Origin of the sequence: Mesorhizobium sp. M0166, assembly GCF_040322255.1 — a bacterium.
Taxonomy (GTDB): domain Bacteria; phylum Pseudomonadota; class Alphaproteobacteria; order Rhizobiales; family Rhizobiaceae; genus Mesorhizobium.
Genome location: NZ_JAMYTD010000019.1, coordinates 80,629 through 106,142, shown reverse-complemented (window position 1 = coordinate 106,142; position 25,514 = coordinate 80,629). Strand labels below are relative to the sequence as shown.

Genomic DNA, 25,514 nt, shown 5'->3' with positions numbered 1-25,514 from the left:
ACTGGATCGTCAGTCGCAGGTTTTGCAGCACACCAGGGCACCGCCCTTGCGCGGGCGCGCCGCAACTGCGGAAACGCGACCGTTCAATCGCGCCAGCTCAGGCGGACGCGTTCGGCGCGTCCGCCTGTATGGGTGCCACTACTTCTTGGCGAGGCCGGGAATCATGACCTGATAGACCAGGAACATGGTGTCGACATCGGCGCCATCCTCGGCCTTGTAGGTCGCGCCGACCTGGGAGCCGTCCTGCGTGAGGAAGTCATTATCATTGGCGACCAACAGGAAATAGTCGTCGGGGAGCTTTGGATCGAGGACGCTCACCACCGACATCGCCTCCCACTTCTCTGAGAGGTTGTTGCGGTCGTTGGGCGCGCCATTGTGCAGCCCGAAGCGGCCGAGCTCGCTCTTGTCGTTGATGTCGATGAACGGCGTCAGCTTGGCGGGCGTCACCGATGCATCGAGCTCACCCTTGGGCGCAACCGGCTTGTCCTTGTCGAACTCTGTGCCGGCGATATCGGTTGCCGCCGACACATCGACGATGCTGATCTCGCGATGGAGCGAAGTGTCGCCCTTCAGCCCTTGGCCGTTGCCGCTGTCGCGCGCCAGCATCAGGAAGGTCTTGTCCGACAGCGCCACGATTTCGCTCTGCGCGGCGATCTTGGTTTTGCCCTTGGCATCGGTGAACACCGGCAGCGGCACGACATATTCATGCGCGAGCTTGAGTTGGTCAGGATCCGAAGCATCGTAGACCAGCGCGCGCGTGTTCCGGCGCGTCGAGGGCGAATCGCCGCCATCTTGTCTGGGTGCCGACTGCAGCACGGCGATCAGGAACTTGCCGTCGGGCGTCAGTGCCATGCCTTCAAGGCCCTGGTTGTTCTGGCGGCCGGTTTCGGGATCCTTCGGATCTGGGTCCGCCGCGCCAGGTCCCGGATTGTCGGACGCGAAGTTCGGCGTGCCATGACGCATCGGGACAAGCGCCGCCGGCGGCTGCGTTGCCGACATCAGACGCCCATTGGCGGAGAAGCGATAGATGTTCGGGCCGTATTCGTCCGAGATGAACATGGTGCCGTCGGGCAGCCGCACGATCGCCTCGTTGTCGAGCGCAAGCTTGCCGTTGGCTTCGGGCAGGATCGGCATGTCGTCGGCCGCGGCGCGCACGCCGTTGAGCGGATCGAGGCCGGTTGCGTCGGCGCCCTTGTCGTCGGTCAAAAGCATGGTGTCGGCTAAGGTTGCCTTGAGGCCCGACTGTTCCTGCCCGGCGGCTGGTGTGGCACCCGGCGCGGCCGGCGCGAACTCGATGGCGATCGTGTTGAAACGCGAGCGATAGTCGGTGGTGCCGACGACATTGTAGCCGCGATCCGGCAGCAGCCAAAGCGAGCCCTTGTAGCCGTCCGCCCCATGGGTCCAGCCGGCAGCATCGATCGACATGCCGGAGCCGGACCCAAACGTCTCGCCGAACTTGTCCTTCTGGCTGGCCGGGATGCGGCCGACACCGACTAGGCCCTTGTTGACGAAGCTGACGCCGCCGACTGTCGCGGCGTTTTCAGCCAAGGCCGGGGTCAAGGCGGTGAACATCGCCAGCGCGACGGCGAGGGACGCGGTTCGGTGCAGGTTTTTCATGGATATCCTCCTTGAGACAAAGCTGCCGGGATCTGAAAAGGCGTCGCGTCGCATCAAGGACGCCGCGTAAGCCTTCGGAGAAGCGATCTAGGACGCGAACGTGATACTTGCGTGACAGTGCCGCGCTTGCTTGTCCCCCGTGGTCGCAACTGGCCTGGGTATGGCGAATTCGTCGTCGCCGAGCGAGCAATTAACAACTTTACAAGTAATCATTCTTGTGTAAAGTTATGACAATGAAAGGACCCCGATGACCGCCTATCGTTTCGCCACCCGCCTCAATTCCTTTGCCTCGCGGCCACAGTCCGAGTGGCCCGATCTTGTCGGCAAACCGTCCATGCTGCAAATGGCGGCACGTGCGGCGAAGGTTGCGGAGTTGACCGATCTCGACCTCAACTTTCCCGACCATGTCGATGAAAAACCTGCGGAAATGGCGCGCAAACTCGGCGATTTCGGGCTTTCGATCAATGGCTTCGCCATGCGCTACTACTCTAACCCGGCTTTCAAGCTCGGCGCCTTCACCAACCCGGATCCTTCCGTTCGCCGCGAGGCCATCGACCTGACCAAGGCCGGCATCGACGCCGCGCGCGAGGCCGGCGCCAGCCTGATGACATTGTGGTTGGGGCAGGATGGCTTCGACTACGCCTTCCAAGCTGACTACGCAACACTCTGGCAACACGAAATCGATGGCATTCGTGAAGTAGTGGCGCATGACCCGGGCTGTCAGATCAGCCTTGAATACAAACCCAACGAGCCGCGCTCCTACAGCCTGATGCCCGATGCGGCGACGACATTGCTGGCGATCCGCGAGATCGGCCTGCCCAATCTCGGCGTGACGCTCGATTTCGCGCATGTGCTCTATGCCGACGAGCAGCCGGCCTTTGCCGCAGCACTCGTGGCGCGCCATAGCAAGCTGCTCGGCGTGCATCTCAACGACGGCTACGCCAAGCGCGACGACGGCCTGATGGTCGGCGCAGTGCACACGCTGCAGACGATCGAGCTGCTCAGGCAGATCCGCCGCGACGGCTATGCCGGGGCAATCTACTTCGACACGTTCCCCGACATGACCGGGCTCGACCCGGTCCACGAATGCGAAGTCAACATCGCGACTGTCAAGCGCATGCTGCGCGTCGTCGATCGGCTGGAAAAGGACAATCGCCTATCCACTGCCATCGACCGTCAGGACGCGGTCGCCTCGCAGGCCATAATCCAGGAAGCCATGCTCGGGCCGGACAGCTGAGGCCGGGGCCATCACTGTTTTCAACAAGGGAGGAAAGACCATGAAATTTCTGCTTGCCACCGCTACCGCTGCACTGATGGCGCTGTCCATAGGGTCGTCGTTTTCCGCGGACCTCGCGCCGCTCAATTCCGACACCGAGAAGGATCGCATCGACTGGTCGCAGCTCGAGGCCAAGTTCGGGGCTTTCCCCAAGCTGCCCGAGGGCACCAAGGCGGGTGCGGTCTCCAAGACGCTGACCAACGAATACTGGCGCTCGCTGGGAGAGGGCTACAAGTCGTTCGGCGACCGCACCGGCGTGCCCGTCGTCTACCAAGCGGCGCAAAGCGAGGGCGACCAGCTCGGGCAGCTCACCATCGCCGAAGGCCTGGTCACGCAAGGCTACAACGTGCTTCTCGTCTCGCCGCAGACCGACTCCAACTTGCAGCCGATCATGGAACAGGCCAAGGCAGCCAATGTGCCGGTGGTTAACGTCAATGACGCGGTCATCCCGCAGGCCGAGCACTATGTCGGCAATGTCCAGCGCGACAACGGCGTGCGCGTCGCCAAATGGTTCATCAAGAATCGGCCGGATGGCGGCAAGGTTGCCATCGTCGAAGGCCAGGCCGGCGTCTACGCCGCCGTCCAGCGCACCGACGGCTTCAAGACCACCATCACCGAGGCTGGCAAATTCGAGGTCGTCGCCAGCGTCCCCGGCAACTGGGATCGCCAGACCTCCTACGACGCGGCCACCAACATCCTGCAGCAGCACCCCGACCTGATCGGCTTCTATGCCAACAATGACGGCATGGCGCTGGGCATCGTCGAAGCGGTCAAGGCCGCCGGCCTGCAGGACAAAGTCGCCGTCTTCGGCACCGACGGGATTTCCGACGCTTATGCCTCGATCCGCGCCGGCGAGCTGACCGGTACCGTCGATTCTTTCCCGGTGCTGACCGGCGAGGTGGCGCTGGAATCGGCGCTGCGGCTGGTGGCCGGGCAGAAGCTGCCGCGCGTCGTCGCCACGCCGCAGGCGCTGATCACCAAGGACAATGCCGACCGTTACTCAGGCGGTGGCGATTCCGTGCGCAAGGCGCTGCTCGAGGACGCGGCAGTGGGCCAATAGAGCAGGGGCGGCGGGTGCCGGCCTTGGGTCGGCACCCTTGCCTGGAGAACTGAAGCAATGCCAGCGCGGCTGCAATTCGAGAGCATTTCCAAGCTGTTTCCGGCCGTACGGGCGCTGAGCGATGTGTCCTTTTCGGTCGGCGCCGGCGAAATCCATGGCCTGCTTGGCGAAAACGGTGCCGGCAAGTCGACGCTGCTGCGCATCCTGTCAGGCGTCTACCGGCCGACAGCGGGACGCGTGCTCATCGACGGAAAGCCGGCCATGCTGAACACCCCGGTCGCGGCGCGCGCCGCCGGTGTGGCGATGATCCATCAGGAATTACAGCAGGTGCCACGTCTCAGCGTCGCGCAGAACATGTTTCTCGGCCATCCGCTGACGCGCGGCGGCGTCTTCGTCGCACGGCGCGAGCAGGAACGCCGTGCTGCGGAAGCGCTGGCCGCCATCGACCCGACCATCGATCCGGCAGCCCCGCTGGGCAGCCTGAAGGTGGCGCAGCGGCAGATCGTCGAGATCGGCCGGGCGCTGCTCGACCGCGCCAGAATCGTGGCGATGGACGAGCCGACGTCGAGCCTCACGCCGAGCGAGTTCGAACGACTGGCCGAGGTGATTGCCGGTCTGGCGCGCGGCGGTGTCGCCGTCGTTTATGTCTCGCACAAGCTGGACGAGGTGTTCGGCATCTGCCAGCGCGCCACCATCATGCGCGACGGCGCCGTGGTCGGGTCCGTCGATATCGCACAGGTCTCGGAAAAGGCCGTCGTTTCGATGATGGTCGGCCGCGAGCTTGCCCAGGAACAGCACCGCTCGCATGCTTCCGCCGAGATCAGGCTGAGTGTGCGTGGCCTTGCCTCGGCGACCAAGGTCCATGACGTTTCGTTCGAGCTGCATCGCGGCGAGGTGTTGGGCATTGCCGGCCTGGTCGGGTCGGGCCGCACCGAACTGCTGCGGCTGCTCGCCGGTGCCGACCGGGCCTCATCAGGCGCGATAGAGATCGACGGCAAGGCGGTAAAGCTTTCCAGTCCGCGCGACGCGATTGCGGCCGGCATTGGCCTGGTGCCGGAGGAGCGCAAGCGCGAAGGCATCGTGCCGTTGCGGTCGATCTCCAGCAACATGGCGCTGGCGTCGATGGGCGTGTTCGCGCCGCGCGGCGTCATCGATCACATCAGGCTGAAGCGCGTGGCAGCCGAGAAGATGAAACGCGTCAATCTCAGACCGTTCCTGCTCGACCGGCCGATCCGCCTATTCAGCGGCGGCAACCAGCAGAAGGCGATCATCGGCCGCTGGCTGGCGGCGGGAACGCGAATCCTTCTGTTCGACGAGCCGACGCGCGGCATCGATGTCGGGGCCAAGGCGGAGATCTACCACCTGATCGAGGAACTCGCCGCCGAAGGCCATTCGGTAATCGTCGTGTCGTCCGAACTCCCCGAGGTGATCCGGCTCGCCGACCGCGTGCTGGTCATGCGCGACGGCACGGTCGCCGCCGAACTGGGCCGCGCAAGTCTCAGCGAACACGTGATCGCCGCGCACGCCATACCCCAAACGGAGATTGAGGCCGGCAAGGCGCAAGGCCATCGGGCCGGTGCATAACGGACAGGACCAGCGGATGACCGATATAACGCAACACACAGCAGCGCGCCCAAGGGCAGATTTCCTGCACCGGTTTTCCGTGCGCGACGCCGGCACGCTGATCGGCCTGGTGGTGATCCTTGCCGTCTTCGGGGCGCTGGTCCCCGGCTTTTTTGCCGAGCGTAACCTGATCAACATCCTGCAGCAGTCGAGCATCAATGCCTGCCTGGCGTTGGGCATGACGCTGGTGATCATCTCGGGCGGCATCGACCTGTCCGTCGGGCCGACGGCAGCCCTTTCGGCCGTCATCTCGGCCTCGATGCTGGTTGCCGGCGTGCCGTTTCCGCTGGCCATCGCCGCCGGCTTCGCCATCGGCCTTGCCTGCGGACTGCTCAACGGCGTGCTGGTCGCCTATGTCGGGCTGCAGCCTTTCATCGTCACGCTCGGCACGCTGAGCACCTACCGGGCGCTGGCGCTGATCTATACCGGCGGCAATCCGGTGCTCGGCCTGCCTGCCGGCTTTCGCGCCATCTTCAACGGCTCGCTGTTCGGATTGCCGTTGGCGGTCATCATCGTGGCCGTGGTCGCGCTGATTGCCTGGATCATCCTCAAGAAGACGCCGTTCGGCGAATATCTGCTCGCCGTCGGCGGCAATGAGGAGGCGGCCTACATAGCCGGCGTGCCGATCGCCCGCACCAAGATCGCCGCCTATATGATCTCGGGCCTGCTGGCAGCGCTTGCAGCGCAGGTCCTGATCGGCCGGCTGGGTGCGGCCGAACCCATTCTGGGCAATCTCTGGGAGCTCGACGCCATAGCAGCGGCGGCGATCGGCGGTGCTTCGCTGATGGGCGGCAAGGGCAGCGTAGTCGGCACGATCCTGGGTGCCGTCATCCTCGGCAGCATGCGCAACGGCCTGACGCTGATGAACGTGCAGTCCTTCTATCAGCTCTTGGCAACTGGCCTTATAATCCTCGCCGCGATGCTTATCGATCGCGTGACGAGGGGACGTGGATGACCTTGACCGGCCTGGACCTGAAAGCAGTAGGACCGCGCATCCGCATGATGATGCCGCATCTGACGCCGCTCGAGGCGAAGGTGGTTGAAACCGTCTTCGGACGGCGCGGCTTCGACGAGACCATACCGCTCAAGCAGATCGCCGAGGAGGCCGGTGTGTCGGAGGCGATGGTGGTCAAGATCGCCAAGAAGCTCGGCTTCTCCGGCTATCGCGATTTTCGCACCGCCGTTTATGAGTACAGCCGCCTGCCGACCGCCGAGATGCATCAGGAGCTGTCGGTGGACGACAGTTCAGCCGAGATCGTGCAGAAGGTGTTCCGCACCTCCATCCAGGCGCTGGAGGAGACGCTGGCCATTCTCGACATGGACGATTTCGACCGTGCAGCCGATCTGCTTTACCGCGCCAGGAATCGCGATTTCTACGGCGTCGGCGGCTCGGCGCAGATCGCACGCGACGTTTCGCACAAATTCCTGCGCATCGGCATCCGCACCTCTGTCTACGACGATTCGCACATGATGCTAATGTCGGCCTCGCTGCTCGGCGCCGACGACATTGCTGTCGGCTTCTCGCATTCCGGCAACACGAGCGCCGTCATCGACGCCATCCAACTTGCGCGCAAAAGCGGCGCGCGCACGCTGGCTATCACCAACTATGACAACTCGCCATTGGCAGCCGTGGCCGACATCGTGCTCTGCTCGACCGCGCAAGGCTCGCCGTTGATGGGTGAGAACGCAGCGGCGCGCATTGCCCAGCTCAACATTCTCGACGCGCTGTTCGTCGCGGTCGCGCAACGCGACTACCAGGCGGCGGAGCGCAATCTCGGCCGCACCATGTCTGCGGTGACGTCGAAACGGAAAGATAAGAACTCATGAAAGGCAAGCGGCTCATGAAGGTCTGGGGCACATGACGGCTTCCCCGCCGCTGGTGACCGTATTCGGCAGCCTGCATTACGATATCATGGTCGAAGCCCCCGATCGCCCACGCAAGGGCGAAACGGTGACCGGCCATGCCTGGCATCCAAAATGCGGCGGCAAGGGCGGCAACCAGGCGGTGTCGGCAGCGCGGGCCGGTGTGCGTGCGGCAATGATCGGTGCTGTCGGCGATGACGATTTCGGCCGGGCGCTTCTCGACAATCTCGATCGCAACGACGTTGACCGGCGCTTCGTGGGAGTGGCTCCCGGCGCCGGCTCGGGCATGAGCGTGGCGATCTTCGACGCCAGCGGCGACTATGGCGCGGTGATCGTCTCGGGCAGCAATCTCACTCTCGGCGAAAAGGAGATTGCGGAGGCGGGTGAGCTGATCGCGCAAACGACGGTGCTGCTGCTGCAGAACGAGGTGACGGACGCCGCCAACATTGTCGCGGCGCGGGCGGTGAAGGCGCATGGCGGCCGCGTCGTCCTCAACGCGGCGCCGGCGCGAAAGCTGTCAGCCGAACTGATCGCGTTGACCGACATCGTCATCGTCAACGCCATCGAGGCGGAGTTCCTGGCCGGCGTTCCTGTCGTCGACACGCTCGAGGGTGCGGCGAAGGCGGCCGGTATGCTCGTCGGTTCCTATCCGGCTGCGATTGTCACGGCAGGTGGGGAGGGGGTCGCCTATCGCGACTGCAATGGCCTGGCGTTCGCCTTGTCGGCGATGCCAGTGAAGGTGGTCAGCACCCACGGTGCCGGCGATGAATTCGTCGGCGCCTTTGCGGCGGGGCTTGCGCGTGGAGAGCCTGTCGAAGCGGCACTTGCCGCCGCCAATGCCGCCGCTGCCTCGCTGGTCGCAACGCCGGAGCGCGAGCGCGGCCGGCTTGACCGACCTCAGCCTGCTCAGTGACCTTCGCGATTCAGTCGCTGTCGCGCGCGACAAGCTCCAGCGGCCAGACCTCGCGGGTGATGCGGGCGCCTTCGGCGCCGGCGTAAGCCGGGATCGATGCCAGCAGCATTTCGGCCAGCCGCTCGCCCATCGGCTCAAGCGCCGGGCGGAAGCCGGTCAGCGCCGGCGAAAAATAGCGGCAGAGCGGCGTGTCGACGATGACGATCACTGCGATGTCGTGGCCGGGCCTGATGCCCGCCTCGGCCAGAGCCTTGCAGCCGCCAAGCGCCATCGCATCGTTGTTGAAGATGATGGCGGTCGGCGGGTCCTTGGAGCGCATGACCTTCGGCGTCACCGCGTAGCCGCCGGCCTCGTTGATGAAGCCGTCAGCGATCAGTTCGGGGTCGAATTCGATGCCATGCCGCCGCAGCGCCTTGCGATAGCCAGCGAGGAACAGATAGCCGAAATTGAGGTCGAGCGACGGGCGGATGGCCGCGATGCGGCGGTGGCCGCGTGCGACGAGGCGATCGACCGCGTCAGCCCCGGCTTTTTCGAAATCGAGGTCGAGCGAGGGATAGGAATCGCCGCCGGAGCGGCTGCGGCCGAGCGTCGCGAACGGGAAACCGGCCTGGGTCAAATAGTCGATGCGCTCGTCCTCGCGCCGCGTCCAGGCCAGCACCACCGCATCCGCCCGCCGCGTCTCGACGACACGGCGCAGGCGCTCCTGCTGATAGTCGCCCGGCGCGCCCATCACGACGATCAGGTCGAGCCCGCTTTCGGCGAGCTTGGCCTGCAGCCCGGTCAGGAACGGAATGAAGAACGGCTCGCCATATTCCTGGTCGCCCGGATGCGGCTGCAGCATGAAGGCGACCGAATGGGTGGCGCCGCGCCGCAGGCTGCGGCCGGACTGGTTCGGCGAATAATTCAGCTTCTTGGCCGCATCGAGCACGCGCTGGCGTGTGTCGGCATTGACGTCGGCGCGGCCGTTGAGCGCGCGCGACACCGTGCCGATCGAAATGTTCAGGTGACGTGCAAGGTCGTGAATGCTGGACGCCAAAGGACAGTTCTCCCCCTTGCTTGGCTAGCACCGGCAGCTCTCCGGGCCAAGGCGGCAGGACAATTTTTCGCACCGGCTAATTGACATTGTACGCCATCGGGTGTGTTCTCGTAAACGTTTACGGAAAAAGGTTTACGGTCCTGCCGTGAATGCCGTGACGATCGGTCTGGAGGGGCCGAGAGGGAGGAGTGCTGGATGATCAATGTCGTCCTGGTCGGCTGCGGCGCGATGAGCAAGGCCTGGCTCGATGCGGCCAGGCAGATCGACGGGCTCACCATTGTCGCCCTGGTCGATCTCGACGCCGAAAGGGCGCGGGCGAGGGCGCGCGAATACGAGCTTTCGAGCGCCGTTATCGGAACCGACCTCGACGCCGTGCTCGACCAGACCAGGCCCGACGCGGTATTCGACGTGGTGGTGCCCGCCGCCCGCCGCGAGGTCGCGCTTTCCGCCTTTGCCCACCATTGCCATCTCTTGACCGAAAAGCCGCTGGCCGACAGCCCGGATAATGCGCGTGCCATTGTCGAGGCCGCCCGCAGCGCCGGGCGTATCCATGCCGTCGTGCAGAACCGCCGCTATGTCGCCAATGTCAGGCGCATCCGGCGCTTTCTCGATTCCGGCGTCATTGGTGCTGCGACCAGCATCCACGCCGAGTTCTTCGTAGCGCCGCATTTCGGCGGTTTTCGCGAAGAGATGCGCCATGTGCTGCTGCTCGATATGGCGATCCACACATTCGATGCCGCCCGCTACATGGTGGCCGGCGAACCGGCCGGCGTCTATTGCCAGGAGTGGGAGCCGGCCAATTCCTGGTATCGGCAAGGGTCGTCGGCAGCCGCAAGTTTCGACCTCGGCGGCGGCAAGCTGTTCACCTATGCCGGCAGCTGGTGCGCGGCCGGCTTCCGTACCAGCTGGGACAGTACATGGCGCATCGTCGCCGAGCGCGGCAGCATTGTCTGGGACGGCGAGGACGGGCTGAAGGCGGAAGTCGTGCGGCCGGTCCGTGAAGGCCTGTTCGACCGTACCGAACCGATAGCCGTGCCGCCGCTTGACCCGGCCGATCGCGTCGGCGGCCATCTCGGCATCATCCAGGATTTCGTCCGCGCCGTCGAAACCGGCACCGAGCCGGAGACGCGCGGCGCCGACAACATCAAGAGCCTGGCCATGGTTTTCGCGGCGATCGAGAGCGCCGAAACTGGGCGCCGGGTCGCCATCGCTGCACAGGAAGGATCATGATGCCAAACCCGCTGCTCGACATCAGGATCGGCACAATGGTGCGGGCCAATCTCGACGACCCGGCCGCCTATGTCAGGCAGATTCTGCCGCTCGGCTTCGAGAGCATCCAGCCGTTCTTCTGGCAGACGCTGGGCGGCAAGGACATTCCAAGGCTGGCAGGCGAGCTCCGCGAGGCGATCGGCGATGCCGATGTCGTCATCTCGTCGATCGGCGTGTTCGGCAATCCGCTGGAGAGCGGTGAAGTCGATCGCGGCGTGCTCCAGGCGTGGGAAACGATCATCGACAACGCGCATCTGTTCGGCACCAACATGGTCAGCGGCTTTACCGGCCGCATTCGCGGCAAACCGCTGCCCGACAGCCTGCCGCGCTTCCGCGAGGTCTGGGGGAAGCTGGCAAAGCGTGCCGCAGACAAGGGCGTGCGCATAGCCTTCGAGAACTGCGCGATGGACGGCAACTGGGCCAGCGGCGACTGGAACATCGCCCATAATCCAGACGCCTGGGAGCTGATGTTCAATGAATTGCCGGACGACAATCTCGGTCTGGAGTGGGAGCCCTGCCACCAGCTGGTCTACCTGATCGACCCGATCCCGCAGATCCGCAAATGGGCGCCGCGCATCTTCCACGTCCACGGCAAAGACGCGACAGTGCGCTGGGACGTGATCCGTGAACATGGCGTGTTCGGCCGCCTGCCGTTCGTTCAGATGCGCACGCCTGGCTTCGGCGACAGCGACTGGACGCGGGTGATCAGCGAGCTGCGGCTGGTCGGCTACAAAGGTGCCATCGACATCGAGGGCTGGCACGACCCGGTCTACCGCGGCGATCTCGAGATCACCGGGCAGGCGCGTGCGCTGGATTATCTCCAACAATGCCGGGGAGGCGCGAGCTATCTGCCGAACCCGGTGTGAGAAGTCGGCCGGCGGGAGGTGCCGGCCAGCGAAAGATTACGGCGCAATGCCGAAGCGATCGTCGAAACCCCTCGGCTAGCGAGGGAATAAAGGGAGGATAAGTGCATGAGCATTACGATGAGAAGGACAGTTCTGCGCTCGACCGTCGCGGCGGCCGCGATGGCGCTCGCCGCCACACTCTCGACCTTGCCAGCGCAGGCGCTCGATGCGCAATGGTGTAAGGATGTCCATATCCGTTTCTTCGCCGGCGGGGCGGAGGGCGATGCGTTCGGCACCATCGTCTATAATGGTGCCAAGCAGGCGGCCGCCGATCTCGGGCCCAAGGTCGACTATATCTTCTCTGGGTGGGACGTGGAGAAGATGGTCCAGCAGTTGCGCGAGGCTGTTGCGGTCAAGCCCCAAGGCATCGCCATGATGGGCCACCCAGGCGACGCCGCGATCATGCCGCTGGCCGAACAGGCGCACAAGGACGGCATCAGATGATGTACCAGAACGTGCCGGTGCCGACGGTCACGGCGGCGTTCGGCGGCGGCTATGTCGGCGCCCAGCAGGAGCAGCAGGGCCGCGCGCTCGGCGCCGAGGCGTTCAAGCTGGCCGGGCTCAAGGCCGGCGACAAGGCGATCATGATCGGCCCGTTCGAGAACGAGAGCCGCGGCGCGCGCGAACGCGGCACGGTCGCCGCACTGAAAGAGGCCGGCATCGACGTCGTTCAAATCAATTCTCAAACCGAGTGGGCAGCCGACCCCAATCTGGCCATTCCGGTGATCACGGCAGCACTGCTCAACAATCCCGACGTCAAGGCGGTCGGCTATCCCGGCGGGCAGCTGCTGGGCAATGTGCCGACCTACATGCAGGCGGCGGGCAGGAAGCCGGGCGACATCTTCAACTTTGGTTTCGACACCAGCCCGCAGATTGTCGAGGGCTTCAAGGGCGGCTGGGTGCAGCTGACGGCCGACCAGCAGCCGTTCCTGCAGGGCTATCTGCCGATCCTCAGCCTCTGCCAGCAAGTGGTGCTGGGTTTGGCGCCAATGAACGTCGACACCGGCGCCGGCTTCGTCACGCCGCAGAATTACGAGATTGTCGCCGAGCTGGCCAAGCAGGCGCTGCGCTGACCTCTTAAGCCGTCGGCCGGGATTTAGCCCGGCCGGCGGGGCCGCTGGCGAAGACGCCGGCACGAAATCAAGCGAGGACCGCCATGGCCGAACGCCTCATCGAACTGCGTGACATCAGCAAGTCCTACGGCCAGGTCTATGCGCTTGGTGGGGTCAATCTCAGCGTCGACCGCGGCGAGGTGGTCGGCCTGATCGGCGACAACGGCGCCGGCAAGTCGACGCTGATCAAGATCCTTTCCGGCGTGGTCAAGCCGACCAGCGGCGAAATCCTCATTCGCGGCAAACCGGTGACCGGGTGGAGCGCCGCGCGCTCGCGCGACGCCGGCATCGAAACGGTGTTCCAGGACCGGGCGCTCGCCGTGCAGCAGACGATCGTGCGCAACATCTTCATGGGCCGCGAGCTCACCGGCTGGCTTGGCTGGCTGAAGGTCAACAAGGAGATCGCGGAGGCGAGCCGGCTGATGCGCGAGATCGGCTTCACCTCGAAGGTGTTCACGCCGCAGTCGATCGTCGGCCAGCTGTCGGGCGGCGAACGCCAGGGCGTGGCAATCGCCCGCGCCATCTACAAGAAGGCCGACCTGATCGTCCTCGACGAGCCGACGACGGCGCTGTCGCTGACCGAAACGGCGAAGGTTTTTCATTTTGTGCGCCAGGTGCGGGCGAGCGGCCGGTCGATCCTGTTCATCGGCCACAATATCCACCACGTCTTCGATATCGCCGACCGCTTCGTCGTGCTCGATCGCGGCAAGGTCGCGCTCAGCGCCGACCGGAGCGAGGTCAAGTCGGCCGAAGACCTCATCAATTTCATGGAAGACGTGGCACACCCCGGCGGACTGGCGGGATTGCACGACGCCGGGGAGCAGGCAACGCGATGAGCAAGACAATGGAGCCCGATCTGCAAACCCCTCTCGGCAGCAGCGAAGCCGCCCCGAAGGCATGGAAACACCCGTCCGATCACTGGATGCGCGGCTTTGTCCTCGACAACCGCGCCGCACTCGGCACGCTTGCGGTGTTCATCGTGATGATGGCGGTGTTCATGATCGCCAATCCGACGGTCTTCACCAGCTGGTATCTCTATAGTTCCGTGCTGACCACGTTGCCTGTGGCGCTGTTCGTGGTGGTGCCGCTGGTTTTCGTCGTCACCTGCGGCGAGATCGACCTGTCGTTTCCGGCAACGATGGGCTTCGCCTCTTGGGTGTTTGCGCTGGTCGTGCGGGCCGGCTACGACCCGTTCGTCGGCATCGCCGCGGCAATGGTCACCGGCATGCTGCTCGGCTTCCTGGTCGGCTCGCTGGTCGTCTATGGGGGGCTGTCGTCGCTGATCGCCACGCTCGGCATGAATTTCCTGCTGCGCGGCCTGATCCAGATCATCAACGAGGGCAGGTCGACGGCGCTGACCGGCCTTGCCGACAGCTGGGCCTACAAGATCTTCTCCAGCCAGCTTTACGGCATTCCGGTGCAGATCTTCTGGGCCATCGGCTTCGTCGTGCTGTCGGCGCTGCTCTACAACCGCCATCGCTTCGGTGCCCAGGTCAAGGTGGTCGGCGACAATCCCGACAGCGCCCAGCAGATGGGCATCGACGTCAAGCGCGTCAGGGTGAAGGTGTTCGTCTTCGTCGGCATCGGCGCGGCGATCGCCGGCACGTTCTCGGTGATGATCAACTTCACCTGGTGGCCGACGGCCGGCGACGGCTATCTCTTGCCGGTGCTGGCATCGGTGTTCGTCGGCGGCACCCCGACCTGGGGCGGCATCGGCACCGTCGTCGGCGGTGCGATCGGCGCGGTCACCGTCTCCTTCATCCAGACCGGCGTCGTCGCGGCGGGACTGAGCGGCTTCTACGTCCAGTTCTTCAACGGGCTAATCATCATCTTGTCGCTGCTTGGCCATAAGTGGAACCAGGCGCGGTATCGCTAACGACAGGCGACCTCAAACTCCCGTGACAAACCCGTCCAGCACGCGTTTCTGGCCGGCTTTGTCGAAGTCGATGGTAAGCTTGTTGCCTTCGATTGCCGAGATGTTGCCGTTGCCGAATTTCTGGTGGAAGACGCGGTCGCCGACATTGAAGGGGGACGGCGTGTCGGCGACGGATTTGGCGACCAGTTCGCCGTCGATGGTGCGGCCCTTGATCGAGGTGCGGCCGGCGCCGTAGCCGGAGTCGGTTTCGCCATAGCCGATGCGCTCGACCTGGTGGCCGGAGCGCGTGCCCCAATTGCGGTCGGTCGCCTCGGTGCGGTTGGCCTGAGCGCGCTGCCAGCCCGGTGTCGCATAGGTGCTGGAGAAAGCGCCGGATTTTTCAGCACCGTTATCGCCGCCTATGTTGTCGAAGCGCGATGCTCCATAGGGGTTCTGCCTGCCTGCACCTTGGCCGCCACGACCGGAGGCGAACGAGCCGCCACCATAGGCATTGCCATAGCCGCCATAGGAGTTGCCGCTCTCGGAAACTTCGACATGGGCTTCCGGCAGCTCGTCGAGAAAGCGCGACGGGATGGTCGATTGCCAGAGGCCGTGGATGCGGCGGTTGGAAACGAACCAGATGTGCAGGTTCTTCTTGGCGCGGGTCAGGCCGACATAGGCGAGGCGGCGTTCCTCCTCCAGCCCTGAGCGGCCGCCCTCGTCGAGCGAGCGTTGGTGTGGGAACAGGCCTTCCTCCCAGCCGGGCAGGAACACGGTTTCGAATTCGAGGCCCTTGGCCGAATGCAGCGTCATGATGTTGACGGCATCGAGCTCGGCGTTCTGCTCGGCGTCCATCACCAGCGCGACATGTTCGAGGAAGGAGCGCAGCGATTCGTACTCCTCCATGGAGCGGATCAACTCCTTGAGGTTTTCCAGCCGCCCCGGCGCTTCGACCGAGCGGTCGTTCTTCCACATGTCGGTGTAGCCGCTCTCCTCGAGAATGGTCTCGGCGAGCTCGGTGTGCGGCGTGGTTTCCAGCGCTTTCTGCCAGCGCTCGAAATTGGCCGATACCTCGCGCAGTGCCGCGCGCGGCTTCGGCTTCAGCTCGTCGCTCTCAGCGAGTGTTGCCGCCGCCTCCAGCATCGGGATGCGCAGGGCGCGTGCGGTGTCGTGGATCTGGCGGATGGTGGCCTCGCCAAGGCCGCGCTTCGGTACGTTGACGATGCGCTCGAAGGCGAGGTCGTCGGCGCCTTGAGCGACGACGCGGAAGAAGGCCAGCGCGTCGCGGATTTCGAGCCGCTCGTAGAAACGCGGGCCGCCGATGACGCGGTAGTTGAGGCCGAGCGTGACGAAGCGGTCCTCGAATTCGCGCATCTGGAAGGACGCACGGACGAGGATCGCCATGTCGTTGAGATTATGCTTCTGGCGCTGGTAGGACTCGATGGTCTCGCCGACGGCGCGGGCCTCCTCTTCGGAATCCCAGGCGGCATGGACATGCACCTTCTCGTCGTCCTCGGCGATCTTTTCGGTGAACAGCGTCTTGCCGAAGCGGCCCTCATTGTGGGCGATGAGATGCGACGCGGTGCCGAGGATGTGCGCGGTCGAGCGGTAGTTGCGCTCCAGCCGGATGATGGTGGCGCCGGGAAAATCCTTGTCGAAGCGCAGGATGTTGTCGACCTCGGCGCCGCGCCAGCCATAGATCGACTGGTCGTCGTCGCCAACGCAGCAGATATTTACGGTGGCTGGCCGCGGATTTCCCTCCCCCTTGAGGGGAGGGTGGCCGGGCAAAGCCCGGCCGGGTGGGGTCCGTGCGGCAGTGCTCGACGCATCAGCGGTGCCTTCTGCGGCAACCCCCTCCGCCCGCTTCGCGGGCACCTCCCCCTCAGGGGGGGAGGATTGAGGCCGCTGTGCCAGCAGGCGCAGCCACATGTACTGCGCGGTGTTGGTGTCCTGATATTCGTCGACGAGGATGTAGCGGAAGCGCTTGTGGTATTCCTTCAGCACGTCCGGATTGGCGCGGAAGATGCGGATCGGGTGGCACAGCAGATCGCCGAAGTCGCAGGCGTTCAGCGTTTTCAGCCGCTCCTGATAGGCCTTGTAGAGCTCGCGGCCCTTGCCGTTGGCGAAGGCACGGGCATCGCCCTCGGGGATGTCGGCGGGGCCGAGGCCCTTGTTCTTCCAGCCGTCGATCATCTGGGCGAACTGCTTGGCCGGCCAGCGCTTGTCATCCAGTCCTTCGGCCTGGATGAGCTGCTTGATCAGCCGCACGACATCATCGGTGTCGAGAATGGTGAAGTCGGATTTGAGCCCAGCCAGCTCGGCATGTCTGCGCAGCAGCTTGACGCCGATCGAATGGAAGGTGCCGAGCCACGGCATGCCCTCGACATTGCCGTCGCCGATCAACAGGCCGATGCGCTGCTTCATCTCGCGCGCCGCCTTGTTGGTGAAGGTGACGGCGAGGATCTGCGAGGGGAAGGCCTTGCCGGTGGCAAGGATGTGGGCAATGCGGGTGGTGAGCACCCGCGTCTTGCCGGTGCCGGCGCCGGCCAGCACCAGCACCGGGCCTTCGGTGGTTTCCACCGCCAGCCGCTGCTCGGGGTTGAGGCCGTTGAGATAATCGGGCGCGTTGTTCTGGTTGCTGCGGGCAGCCATGGCGCGCGCGGCAATGCCCGACGGGGCCACGGGCCGCGCGTTCGGTTCGTCAAAAAAGGGCATGTCTTCCGAAAAGCCGGACATCTCCCCCCGAATGTAGTGATTCGGCAGCGAAAGGCCAGAAGTGTCTCCGTTTTGTTCTCTGTCCAGTCGGTAGACTCACAATCTGGAATGGGTCCGCTAACCAAAAGGCCGGGCTTGCCGAGGGCCGGCGCCGTAAAACGTCGAGCTTGCTTGACAGGGGAGGCGGGCCGGAGAAAGTTGCGTGGGGGCAGGAACGCAATGCGGGGTTGCCCATGGACGCGTCGCGGAGCGCACCAGTCGAAGGAGCACCGTCTTGGCTGTGGTCATCACCTCCCTGATCCTTTTCCTCATCGGCCTGGCGGTTGGCGGCGGCGGCATCTGGCTCGTGACACTGGGCGGCAGCTGGTATTACGTCATCGTCGGTCTAGCTTTCCTTGTCGCCGCCTGGCTGCTCTATAGGCGCAGATCCACGGCGCTGTGGCTCTACGCGGCGATCGTGCTCGGCACGCTCGCCTGGGCGGTCTGGGAGATCGGCTTCGACTGGTGGGAGCTCGGCCCGCGCGGCGGCATCATCGTGCTTGTCGCGCTATGGCTGTTGACGCCATGGGCGCGGCGCGGGCTTACCGGTCCCGACGGACGCGCGCCGCTGATCCTCGCCGTGCTGGCCTCGCTTGCGGTCGCCGGCTATTCGATGACGACCGATCCAAAGGATATTGCGGGTGAACTCAACACCGACAAGGTGACGCCGACGGCCGATCTCGGCGGCAACGTGCCGGCCGGCGAATGGCACTATTACGGTCGTACCCAATATGGCCAGCGCTATTCGCCGCTCGACCAGATCACCGCCGAAAACGTTGCCAATCTGCAGCCGGCCTGGACCTATCGCACCGGCGACGTGAAAGGGCCCGACGACATCGGCGAGACGACCTATCAGGTGACGCCGCTGAAGATTGCCGACACGCTCTATATTTGCACGCCGCATAATTTCGCCATCGCCATCGATGCCGCGAGCGGTAAGGAAAAATGGCGCTTCGATCCCAAGATCAAGTTGAACAAGGACCGTCAGCACCAGACCTGCCGCGGCGTGTCCTACTATGCCGATGCCAAGATCGCCGCCGGCCAGCCCTGCGCCACACGCATCTACCTGCCGACGTCCGACGCCCGGCTGATCGCGCTCGATGCCGCGAACGGCCAGGTCTGCCCGACTTTCGCCGAAGGTGGCACGCTGAACCTGCTTGCCAACATGCCATATCCGAAGCCGGGCTATTATTATTCGACCTCGGCGCCGCTGATCGTCGCCAACAAGATCATCGTCGGCGGCGCGGTCAACGACAATTATTCGACGCAGGAGCCGTCCGGCGTTATCCGTGCCTACGATGCCGACACCGGCGCGCTGTTGTGGAACTGGGATTCCGGCAATCCTGACCAGACGACGCCGCTGCCGCCGGGCCAAACCTATACCAACAATTCGCCCAACATGTGGTCGACGGCGAGCGCCGACGAGAAGCTCGGGCTGCTTTATGTGCCGCTCGGCAACAAGACGCCGGACCAGCTCGGCGCCGGGCGCAGCGCCAATGACGAGAAATTCTCCTCTTCGATCACCGCGCTCGATCTCAACAGCGGACAATTGCGCTGGGTGCGACAGACCGTGCATCACGATCTCTGGGACATGGACGTGCCGGCGCAGCCGACGCTGGTCGACATCACCACGGAAAGTGGCGTGGTGCCGGCGCTGGTCGGGCCGACCAAGCAGGGTGACCTTTATGTGCTCGACCGGCGCAGCGGCGAGCCGATCGTTCCGGTCAAGGAACTACCGGCGCCGGGCGGCGCGATCGAAGGCGACCATACCTCGCCGACGCAGCCGCTCTCGGACCTGAGCTTCAGTCCGAAACCGCTGACCGGCGCCGACATGTGGGGCATCACCATGTTCGACCAGCTGGCCTGCCGGATCGAGCTTCGGAAGCTGCGCTATGAGGGCCGCTATACGCCGCCGTCACTGCAGGGCTCGCTGATCTACCCCGGCAATTTCGGCACCTTCAACTGGGGCGGCGTGGCAGTCGATCCGGTCCGGCAGGTGATGTTCGGCATGCCGACATACCTGGCGTTCATCTCCAAGCTGGTGCCGCGCGCCGACGTGCCGCCGCCTGGCGACACCAAGGGCAGCGAACAGGGCCTGAACCGCAATGAGGGTGCGCCTTACGCAGTGATATTGAAGCCGTTCCTGTCGCCGCTCGGCATTCCCTGCCAGGCGCCGCCCTGGGGCTATGTGGCGGGCGCCGATCTTCGGACCGGCAAGATCGTCTACAAGCATCGCAACGGCACCGTCTACGACATGACGCCGCTGCCGCTGCCGTTCAAGGTCGGCGTGCCCGGCATCGGCGGGCCGATGATCACTGCCGGCGGCGTCGCCTTCCTCGGTGCGGCAGTCGACGACTATGTGCGCGCCTATGACCTGACGACTGGCAAGCAGCTGTGGCAGGCGCGGCTGCCGGCGGGCGGGCAGTCGACACCGATGACCTACACGGTGGCCGACGGACGCCAGTTCGTCGTCATCGTTGCCGGCGGCCACGGCTCGGTCGGCACCAAGCCGGGCGATTATGTGATGGCCTATACGCTGCCGAAATAGAGAAGTTCCTTCAGAGTCCGAGATGCCCTTTCAGGTCGGGTACCGATGCAAGGACCTCACTGGTCAGCTGCGGGCCGGCGGCTGTCTCGGCCTGCTGGACCAGCATCGTGCCGGCCTGGCTGATTTGTGCGAGCGTGAGGCCTGATGCCTTGAGTATGGCGACGCCGTTGATCAGCGCGCCGGTCTTTTCGCCGAGAGCGCCGCCGAGCGCGCCCTCCAGCGAGGACAGGAGACCACCACCGGAGGCCGCGCCGGGAGCCATGACATCATACTGCTTGGCCAGGGCGTCGGCTCCCGGGATCTTGGCGAAGAAGCTCGACAGAGTCGTGCCTTCCGCCTCGTGTTCGAGCACCGAGAAAATCGTGCCGGCGATCTTTTCCGTCAAAGCCTGGTTGAGACCGGACTTCTGGGAGACGGTGTTGATGATGTCCTGAACGTCCATGATCTTTCCTCAGGCTTTGGTGCTTGCGGGCGGGTGCCGGTTGGCGCGGACCTTGACCAACGATCGTTTGAAGGCGGTGAACCGCAGCGCCAGCAAAGTCATAGCGGCGAGTGCGAACCCACTTGCCAGAAGCGCGGAGGGAAAGGTCATGGGCGTATTCCTTCGTCGTCAATCAGACATTCTTTTCCCGCCAAATGGCCATTCTAGTTCGCCAAATGGCCCGAGTGAGGCATAGCCCGGTAACTTCTTTTTACATCGTGGTGCGTGCATTTAGCATTGCCACAAAGGACCAAAATTTAATGACACTGCGGCGCGCGGCATCACGGCCCTCGTGCAGGGACTTTTGGCAGCCTCACTCAGCCGTGACTGGACCAGGCAAGCTTCGGCTCTATGTTGCCGCGGGGGGCCGACGAGGAGCGCGCCATGACAACATCTGCCGGACCCACTGCCACCGAGCCTGTCATTACTCAGGCGATGATCGATGCCTATGATGAATACACGCATCTGACGCTCGACCGGCGGCGCTTCATGGAGCAATTGACCAGGCTTGCCGGATCGGGTGCGGCAGCGGCCGCGATCGCGCCGCTGCTGGCGGCGAACTCGGCCCAGGCGGCTATTGTTGCGGAAGACGATCCGCGTGTGAAAGGCGAAGACATCAGCTACCCGGGCAGCGGTGGCGAGATGAAGGGCTATCTGGTCAAGCCGGCGGGTCAGTCCGGCAAGCTGGGCACCGTCATCGTCGTGCACGAAAACCGGGGACTCAACCCGCATATTCGCGATGTGGCGCGGCGCGTTGCACTGGAAGGGTTCGTAGCGCTTGCACCGGACTTCATGACACCCCTCGGCGGCACGCCGGGCGATGAAAACAGGGCACGTGACCTGTTTTCCCAGCTCGATCCAGCACAGGTCGCCGCCAATGCCGTGGCAACGGTCGCCTACCTCAAGGGCTACAAGGACGGCAACGGCAAGGTCGGCGCCGTCGGCTTCTGCTGGGGCGGCGGCACGGTGAACATGCTGGCCGTCAACGCGCCGGACCTCGCCGCCGCCGTCGCCTATTACGGCATGCAGCCGAAGGCCCAGGACGTGCCGAAGATCAAGGCCGCGCTCATGCTGCATTATGCGGGCCTCGACACCCGCACCAATGCCGGCATCGACGCCTTCAAGAAGGAACTCGACGCGGCCCATGTCGAATACTCGGTCTATGTCTATGAAGGCGCCAACCATGCCTTCAACAACGACACGTCGGCGGCCCGCTACGACAAGAAGGCGGCCGATCTCGCCTGGGGCCGGACGATCGCCTTCCTCAAGGAGAAGCTGGCCTGATCAGGCGGGCGCCGGTTTGTGAAATGCAACGCCGGCCACCACCAGCGCGATGCCGATGCAGTCGGTGAGGCTCGGCACCTGCCGCAGCACAATGACGCCGATCAACGTCGCGGTGACCGGCAGCAAAGACAGCATCAGCGCGAAGCTGGAGCGCGGCAGCCGCGACATGGCAAGCTGGTCGCAAACATAGGGAATGACCGACGAGCAGATGCCGACGCCGACCGCTGCAAGCAGCAGCGGCGGCGCCGAGAAAGCCGGCAGTGCATCGGCAAAACCGATCGGCAGTACGACGAGAAGGGCGACCGCCATGGCGGCACCCAGCCCGGCGATGCCGTCGCCGGCGCCGGCGCGCGCGACGCGGTGGCCGAGCACGATATAGCCAACGAACAGCGCGCCGTTGAGGAAGGCCCAGAACAGGCCGACCGGGTCGCTCGACCATTTGACGTCGATGAGCAGCAAGGTGCCGGCGACGGCGATGGCAAGGGCGGCGAGATTGCGCGGGCTTCTGAGGCCGACAAGCGCGACGCCGATAGTGCCGACGAATTCGATTGCCGCCACCAGCGAGATCGGCAGCCGGTCGAGCGCCAGGTAAAACGAGCAGTTCATCACCCCAAGGCAGACGCCGAAAGGCACAAGCAACAATCGCGTCGAGCGATCGGCGCGGGCGAAGACCGCCCATGGCCGGGTCAATGGGGCAAAGACGAGTGCAGCGGTGGCGATGCGCAGCCAAGCCATGCCGAGCACGCCGACATGCGGGAACAGCAGCACCGCGAAGGCCGGTCCGAGATAGTGGAACACGGCGCTGACGCCGAACCAGAGATGCGGCGGGACCGCGTTTGCCAAGGTAAAGGCGGGGCCGGCGAGTGCCGGACTTGCTGCCGGGCCTTGCGTCCGATCTTGCATGGGATCAGTATCGCAGGCGATTTTTGCCATTGATATGGATGATGGCCGGTCTTTGCGGCTATTTGCTTTCCGAAAGCAAGGAGTATTCCGCTGAAACGCCTTCGAAATGAAAATAGCGATCTGGATACGGCCGACCTGAAAATCCTGCGCCTGCTGGAGAAGGATGCGCGCACCAGCACCGCCGAACTGGCGCGATCGGTCGGCCTCTCGGCGCCGAGCGTCGCCGAGCGCATCAAGCGGCTGCAGGAAAGCGGCGTGATCGAGGCCTATACGGTGCGCATCAATCCGGCCGCGCTTGGCATGGAGCTGTCGGCATGGCTGCGCATCAGGCCGGTGCCGGGGCAACTGGCTGTCGTGGCCGAAATCATCCTCGACCTGCCGGAAATCGCCCAATGCGACCGGGTCACAGGTGAAGACTGTTTCATCGCGCTGGCGCATGTCGCCTCGGTCGCCGAGCTCGAGCGGGTGATCGACCGGATCATTCCCCATGCGATGACCAATACGGCGATCATCCAGTCGTCGCCGGTGGTGCCGCGATCGCCGCTGGGTGCGGTGAAGCGGCTGCCTTGAGGGTTGGGGTCGTTCGTCAGCCAGCACATCATCAGAAATGCAAACCGGACGGCCGGTCTGTTTCTTCCCGCACCGTTCAGGCGTGGCCGCGTTTAATCCGCGCCTGCTTCAGGATGGCGCGCCAGCGGATCATGGCGAAGGGGATCGGCTCGTTGTTGTTGGCGATGTGGAAGATCTCGTTATTGAGGTTCTTCAGCGAGCGCCAGAAATCATAGTCGGTGATGCGTGGATCAGCCGCCAGCCTGTCCGCCTCGACCTTGATGTCGGTTTTCATGCACGTTCCCCGAACCGCTGCTGCTCCGCCGCCCGTATCGCAATTCGATGCGGATGGTTTTCCAACGCCGCGCTGAGTCGTTCAACGTCTCAATTCGGCTTGTTCACGTTAAAACCTCGGTAAGGTTAACGGCGGTCGGACTGCGGTTCAAGCCGGCTTACGACGAATACCGATCGAGCGGCCGGCGCGCTCCGGCATCGGCAGCGCGGTGTGGGCGGCGCGCATCGCTTCCACCTTGGCAAGGACGTCGGCGGGGAAGGGTGCGACCTTTGGGCCAGCCATGTCGACGTGCAGCGACAGCGTTTCGGATGTGGCGGCAAGCCAGCCGTCGAGATGGCGGATTTCCTGATAGGCCCTCAGCCGCTTCTCGTCATGGTCGAGGAGTTGGAACGAGACCGTGACCTTGTGGTCGAGATGCAGTTCCTGGACGTAGCAGACATGGACCTCCGCGGTGTAGATGGTCAGCCGTCGTTCTTTCACATAATCCGGCCCCATCCCCATCATCTCGAAGGCTTCGTCGGAACAACGGTCGAAAAGCACGTTGTAATAGGCCATGTTGAGATGGCCGTTGTAGTCGATCCAGGCCTCCTCGATGTCCATGGCGCGAGAGACGAAAGGGGCGGGAATGGGCATCGGAAACTTCCTTCTCGTCATGCCGGGATGAGCGTGGACTGGACAGAGCGTGGTTGGTGAGACTACGCATCCCTAGATGCAGAACAAGGGTGGACGCTGGTCCATTCGCGGAGGAATCGATGGCTCTAAGCGACCTCAATCCGGTCGAGCGCAATGAAGAAGGGATCGCCGCCGTACTCGGCATCCTCAAGCAGCGGCTCGGCGAGCGATTCCAGACCGGCCAGGCGATCCGCGCCCAGCACGCGCACACCACGACCTATATCCCGACGCAGGCGCCGGACGGTGTCGCCTTTGCCGAGACGACCGAGGAGGTGCAGGAGATCGTGCGCGCATGCGCGGCACATCGCGTGCCGGTGATTGCCTTCGGCGTCGGCTCTTCGCTGGAGGGCCACACCAATGCGCCGGGCGGCGGCATCTCACTCGATACGTCACGCATGAACCGCATCATTGCGGTCAATCCGCAGGATCTCGATTGCACCATCGAGCCCGGTGTGACGCGCGAGGATCTGAACCGGCACCTGCGCGACACCGGCCTGTTCTTTCCGATCGATCCGGGCGCCAACGCCTCGCTCGGCGGCATGGCTGCGACGCGTGCGTCGGGTACCAACGCGGTGCGCTACGGCACGATGCGCGAGAACGTCCTGTCGCTGACGGCGGTGATGGCCGACGGCGAAGCAGTGACGACCGGCAAGCGCGCCAAGAAAAGCTCGGCCGGCTATGATCTGACGCGGCTGCTGATCGGCTCGGAAGGCACGCTTGGCATCATCACCCAGCTGACCTTGAAGCTGCAGGGCATTCCGCAGGCGATTTCAGGCGGCGTCTGTCCGTTTCCCAGCCTCGAGGCGGCGTGCAACGCAGTGATCGCAACCATCCAGATGGGCATTCCGGTGGCGCGCATCGAACTGGTCAACGCACTGCAGATGCGGGCGATGAAGACCTATTCGAAGCTCGACTATCCGGAGAGCCCCTGCCTGTTCGTCGAGTTCCACGGCAGCGATGCCAGCGTCGCCGAACAGGCCGAGACCTTCGGCATGATCGCCGAGGAAAATGGCGGCGGCCCGTTCCTGTGGACCAGCGTCGCCGAAGAGAGGACGAAATTGTGGAAAGCCAGGCACGACGCTTACTGGTCGTCGCTGACGCTGCGGCCAGGCGCCAAGGGCCTCTCCACCGATGTCTGCGTGCCGATCTCGCGCTTTGCCGAATGTGTCACCGAGACCGAGGCGGATATCGCCGAGATGGGCCTGATCGCGCCGATCGTCGGCCATGCCGGCGACGGCAATTTCCATGTGCTGGTGCTGATGGACGTGGACGCCCCGAAGGAGATCGCGCTGGCGGAAAAATTCGTGGCGCGGCTGAATATGCGCGCCATCGCCATGGACGGCACCTGCACCGGCGAGCATGGCATAGGGCAGGGCAAGATCGGCTTCCTGCGGCATGAGCTCGGCCATAGCGTCGACATCATGCGCACGATCAAGCAGGCGCTCGACCCACTGAACATCATGAACCCGGGCAAGATATTGCCGGCAATCGGGGAATAA

Annotated in this window: 22 protein-coding genes and 1 pseudogene; 15 read left to right on the top strand and 8 right to left on the bottom strand. The window is 64.4% G+C overall.

Features of this window, described 5'->3' with window-relative positions:
• Window positions 1-138: 138 nt before the first annotated feature.
• Entirely contained in the window at window positions 139-1,617 is a 1,479-nt protein-coding gene (locus NKJ46_RS20900; RefSeq protein WP_352667093.1) for an esterase-like activity of phytase family protein, read from the bottom strand.
• A 247-nt stretch (window positions 1,618-1,864) separates the two neighbouring features.
• On the opposite strand from NKJ46_RS20900, the gene NKJ46_RS20895 reads away from it, so the two are divergent.
• Genes NKJ46_RS20895 through NKJ46_RS20870 form a run of 6 tightly spaced genes read left to right on the top strand, consistent with a single transcriptional unit; the run spans window position 1,865 to window position 8,352 of the window.
• Window positions 1,865-2,854 carry a TIM barrel protein gene (locus NKJ46_RS20895; RefSeq protein WP_352667090.1) on the top strand — a complete coding sequence of 330 codons (990 nt, stop codon included), beginning with the start codon at window positions 1,865-1,867 and terminating at the stop codon, window positions 2,852-2,854.
• A gap of 40 nt (window positions 2,855-2,894) precedes the next feature.
• The gene (locus tag NKJ46_RS20890) at window positions 2,895-3,953 is read left to right on the top strand and encodes a sugar ABC transporter substrate-binding protein (protein ID WP_352667087.1); all 1,059 of its coding nucleotides are present in this window, start codon (window positions 2,895-2,897) and stop codon (window positions 3,951-3,953) included.
• A 57-nt stretch (window positions 3,954-4,010) separates the two neighbouring features.
• Window positions 4,011-5,537, top strand: coding sequence for a sugar ABC transporter ATP-binding protein (locus NKJ46_RS20885; protein WP_352667084.1), 1,527 nt, complete (start codon window positions 4,011-4,013; stop codon window positions 5,535-5,537).
• Between the two features lie 16 nt (window positions 5,538-5,553).
• Window positions 5,554-6,531: an ABC transporter permease gene (locus tag NKJ46_RS20880; RefSeq protein ID WP_352667081.1), complete on the top strand. Its 978-nt coding sequence runs from the start codon at window positions 5,554-5,556 to the stop codon at window positions 6,529-6,531.
• A complete protein-coding gene (locus tag NKJ46_RS20875) occupies window positions 6,528-7,403 on the top strand; it encodes a MurR/RpiR family transcriptional regulator (protein ID WP_023721163.1) in 876 nt (291 codons plus the stop codon). The genes NKJ46_RS20880 and NKJ46_RS20875 overlap by 4 nt, the downstream gene beginning before the upstream one ends.
• Window positions 7,404-7,434: 31 nt before the next feature.
• On the top strand, window positions 7,435-8,352 hold the full coding sequence (locus tag NKJ46_RS20870) for a ribokinase (RefSeq protein ID WP_352667078.1): 918 nt from the start codon (window positions 7,435-7,437) through the stop codon (window positions 8,350-8,352).
• Between the two features lie 10 nt (window positions 8,353-8,362).
• Here NKJ46_RS20870 and NKJ46_RS20865 read toward each other — a convergent pair whose 3' ends face one another.
• Entirely contained in the window at window positions 8,363-9,388 is a 1,026-nt protein-coding gene (locus tag NKJ46_RS20865) for a LacI family DNA-binding transcriptional regulator (protein ID WP_352667075.1), read from the bottom strand.
• A gap of 195 nt (window positions 9,389-9,583) precedes the next feature.
• On the opposite strand from NKJ46_RS20865, the gene NKJ46_RS20860 reads away from it, so the two are divergent.
• The 5 genes and pseudogenes from NKJ46_RS20860 to NKJ46_RS20840 all read left to right on the top strand — a co-directional run bounded on the left by NKJ46_RS20860 (window position 9,584) and on the right by NKJ46_RS20840 (window position 14,550).
• Entirely contained in the window at window positions 9,584-10,618 is a 1,035-nt protein-coding gene (locus NKJ46_RS20860; RefSeq protein ID WP_352667073.1) for a Gfo/Idh/MocA family protein, read from the top strand.
• Entirely contained in the window at window positions 10,618-11,523 is a 906-nt protein-coding gene (locus NKJ46_RS20855; RefSeq protein WP_502903424.1) for a sugar phosphate isomerase/epimerase family protein, read from the top strand. Before NKJ46_RS20860 ends, NKJ46_RS20855 begins: the two co-directional genes overlap by 1 nt.
• 105 nt (window positions 11,524-11,628) lie before the next feature.
• Window positions 11,629-12,635 (top strand): annotated as a pseudogene (locus NKJ46_RS20850) (substrate-binding domain-containing protein).
• A gap of 83 nt (window positions 12,636-12,718) precedes the next feature.
• The gene (locus tag NKJ46_RS20845) at window positions 12,719-13,510 is read left to right on the top strand and encodes an ATP-binding cassette domain-containing protein (RefSeq protein WP_292664859.1); all 792 of its coding nucleotides are present in this window, start codon (window positions 12,719-12,721) and stop codon (window positions 13,508-13,510) included.
• On the top strand, window positions 13,507-14,550 hold the full coding sequence (locus NKJ46_RS20840) for an ABC transporter permease (RefSeq protein ID WP_352667066.1): 1,044 nt from the start codon (window positions 13,507-13,509) through the stop codon (window positions 14,548-14,550). Before NKJ46_RS20845 ends, NKJ46_RS20840 begins: the two co-directional genes overlap by 4 nt.
• A gap of 12 nt (window positions 14,551-14,562) precedes the next feature.
• Here the strand turns inward: NKJ46_RS20840 and NKJ46_RS20835 are convergent, their stop codons facing one another.
• Complete coding sequence (locus NKJ46_RS20835) at window positions 14,563-17,265, bottom strand: ATP-dependent helicase (protein WP_352667063.1); 2,703 nt, start codon at window positions 17,263-17,265, stop codon at window positions 14,563-14,565.
• Window positions 17,266-17,518: 253 nt separating this feature from the next.
• Here NKJ46_RS20835 and NKJ46_RS20830 point away from each other — a divergent pair, with 253 nt between their 5' ends.
• Window positions 17,519-19,831: a glucose/quinate/shikimate family membrane-bound PQQ-dependent dehydrogenase gene (locus NKJ46_RS20830; RefSeq protein ID WP_352667060.1), complete on the top strand. Its 2,313-nt coding sequence runs from the start codon at window positions 17,519-17,521 to the stop codon at window positions 19,829-19,831.
• A gap of 10 nt (window positions 19,832-19,841) precedes the next feature.
• On the opposite strand, the gene NKJ46_RS20825 is transcribed toward NKJ46_RS20830, so the two are convergent.
• Both NKJ46_RS20825 and NKJ46_RS20820 read right to left on the bottom strand, forming a co-directional pair.
• A complete protein-coding gene (locus tag NKJ46_RS20825; RefSeq protein ID WP_023676720.1) occupies window positions 19,842-20,273 on the bottom strand; it encodes a hypothetical protein in 432 nt (143 codons plus the stop codon).
• Between the two features lie 9 nt (window positions 20,274-20,282).
• Entirely contained in the window at window positions 20,283-20,423 is a 141-nt protein-coding gene (locus NKJ46_RS20820) for a hypothetical protein (RefSeq protein WP_352667057.1), read from the bottom strand.
• 273 nt (window positions 20,424-20,696) lie between these two features.
• Here NKJ46_RS20820 and NKJ46_RS20815 point away from each other — a divergent pair, with 273 nt between their 5' ends.
• Window positions 20,697-21,596, top strand: coding sequence for a dienelactone hydrolase family protein (locus tag NKJ46_RS20815; RefSeq protein WP_352667054.1), 900 nt, complete (start codon window positions 20,697-20,699; stop codon window positions 21,594-21,596).
• Here the strand turns inward: NKJ46_RS20815 and NKJ46_RS20810 are convergent, their stop codons facing one another.
• Entirely contained in the window at window positions 21,597-22,499 is a 903-nt protein-coding gene (locus NKJ46_RS20810; RefSeq protein WP_352667051.1) for an EamA family transporter, read from the bottom strand.
• A 90-nt stretch (window positions 22,500-22,589) separates the two neighbouring features.
• Between NKJ46_RS20810 and NKJ46_RS20805 the strand changes: the two genes are divergently transcribed.
• The gene (locus tag NKJ46_RS20805) at window positions 22,590-23,069 is read left to right on the top strand and encodes an Lrp/AsnC family transcriptional regulator (RefSeq protein ID WP_352667142.1); all 480 of its coding nucleotides are present in this window, start codon (window positions 22,590-22,592) and stop codon (window positions 23,067-23,069) included.
• A 76-nt stretch (window positions 23,070-23,145) separates the two neighbouring features.
• Here NKJ46_RS20805 and NKJ46_RS20800 read toward each other — a convergent pair whose 3' ends face one another.
• Both NKJ46_RS20800 and NKJ46_RS20795 read right to left on the bottom strand, forming a co-directional pair.
• On the bottom strand, window positions 23,146-23,343 hold the full coding sequence (locus tag NKJ46_RS20800) for a hypothetical protein (protein WP_352466944.1): 198 nt from the start codon (window positions 23,341-23,343) through the stop codon (window positions 23,146-23,148).
• Window positions 23,344-23,490: 147 nt separating this feature from the next.
• Window positions 23,491-23,976, bottom strand: a complete 486-nt coding sequence (locus tag NKJ46_RS20795) for a thioesterase family protein (RefSeq protein WP_352667049.1) — start codon at window positions 23,974-23,976, stop codon at window positions 23,491-23,493.
• Window positions 23,977-24,095: 119 nt separating this feature from the next.
• On the opposite strand from NKJ46_RS20795, the gene NKJ46_RS20790 reads away from it, so the two are divergent.
• Window positions 24,096-25,514: an FAD-binding oxidoreductase gene (locus NKJ46_RS20790; RefSeq protein WP_352667047.1), complete on the top strand. Its 1,419-nt coding sequence runs from the start codon at window positions 24,096-24,098 to the stop codon at window positions 25,512-25,514.